Annotated in this window: 1 protein-coding gene; it reads left to right on the top strand. The window is 59.1% G+C overall.

Going from position 1 to position 1,441, the window contains the following annotated elements:
* The first annotated feature begins 56 nt into the window (after window positions 1–56).
* Complete coding sequence (locus NUW87_RS11310; RefSeq protein ID WP_269028619.1) at window positions 57–1,406, top strand: IS256 family transposase; 1,350 nt, start codon at window positions 57–59, stop codon at window positions 1,404–1,406.
* Window positions 1,407–1,441: the final 35 nt, after the last annotated feature.

Raw genomic sequence — 1,441 nt, 5'->3', positions numbered from 1 at the left:
GAGGGTGTCAGGAAGTTTGTGTGTGAGGCTCTGATCTAGAAGGAGTTTCACCGATAATGACTACGGTGTCACCGAAGAAAAACCATGACCCGGCAAAGGTCAATGAGATCAGCGAGAAGCTGATGGAAAACCCTGAACTCGCCAGCTTGATCAGCGAGCTGTCGACCTCCGCTGATGATGCCAGCGAGCTGGTCAAAGGCATGCTACAGGCATCGATCAACGCTGGTCTGCAGGCGGAGATGGATGCGCACTTGGGCTATAGCCATTCCGACCGAAAGACCAAAGCCCAGGTGGAAACCGCACAGGCGAACAATCACCGCAACGGGTCGTACACCAAAACCGTCAATTCCGGCTACGGCGCGGTGGAAGTGACCGTGCCCAGGGACCGTGCCGGCACCTTTACTCCCCGGATGGTGCCCAAGGGCGCACGCCGTCTCACAGAGCTCGACGACATGATCGTCTCGCTCTACGCCGGCGGGATGACAGTGCGCGATATTCAGCACCACCTCGCCACCACCCTGGGGGTGGATATGAGCCCAGATACGATCAGCACCATTACCGACGCGGTCTTAGACGAGGTCATGATCTGGCAAAACCGCCAGCTCGACGAGTTCTACCCAGTGATATTCCTCGACGCGCTGCGCGTGAAAATCCGTGACGGGCACCGCGTGGTCAACAAGTCCTGCTACATGGCGGTTGGTGTCGACATGGACGGCATCAAGCACATCCTGGGATTGTGGATCGCTGAAAATGAAGGTGCCGCATTCTGGGCATCGGTGTGCGCGGATCTGGCCAACCGTGGCGTCCAGGACGTGTTCATCGTGTGCTGCGACGGGCTCAAAGGCTTGCCGGAAGCCGTGGAAGCCACCTGGCCGAATTCCATGGTGCAGACCTGTATCGTGCACCTGATTCGGGCTGCGAACCGGTGGGTATCGTATCAGGACCGCAAAGGCGTCTCCCGGGCGCTGCGCGAGGTCTACACGGCCACAAACGAAGACACCGCCCGTGCCGCCTTGGATGCGTTCGAGGCCAGTGAACTGGGCCGGAAATACCCGCAGTCGGTCAAAGTCTGGCGCGACGCTTGGGAGCGGTTCGTGCCGTTTCTACAGTTCCCGCCGGCGGCACGCCGGGTGCTCTACACCACCAATTCGATCGAGTCGCTCAATGCTGAACTGCGGAAAGCTACCCGCAACCGCGGGCAATTCCCGAACGATACGGCGGCGCTGAAGACGCTTTGGCTGATGATCTGCAACATCGAAGACAAACGCGCCGCCCAGCGAGCGAAGAAAGCAAAGCGCGACGTTGAGTGCAACGGCTATATTGAAGGAGCGAAAGCCACCGGGTGGAAACAAGCCATCAACCAACTAGCCGTGGCTTACCCCGACCGATTCGCGGACTACTTGTAAACCAAGCCCCCGCACACAAAGAATCGGACACCCTC

Origin of the sequence: Corynebacterium pilbarense, from assembly GCF_026930265.1 — a bacterium.
Taxonomy (GTDB): Bacteria; Actinomycetota; Actinomycetes; order Mycobacteriales; family Mycobacteriaceae; genus Corynebacterium; species Corynebacterium pilbarense.
Note: the sequence above shows the minus strand (reverse complement) of the source record. Positions and strands in the feature narration are given on the sequence as shown.

Coding starts and splice junctions, on each gene's coding strand:
- NUW87_RS11310 (WP_269028619.1), top strand. CDS start 57: ATGACTACGGTGTCACCGAAGAAAAACCATGACCCGGCAAAGGTCAAT.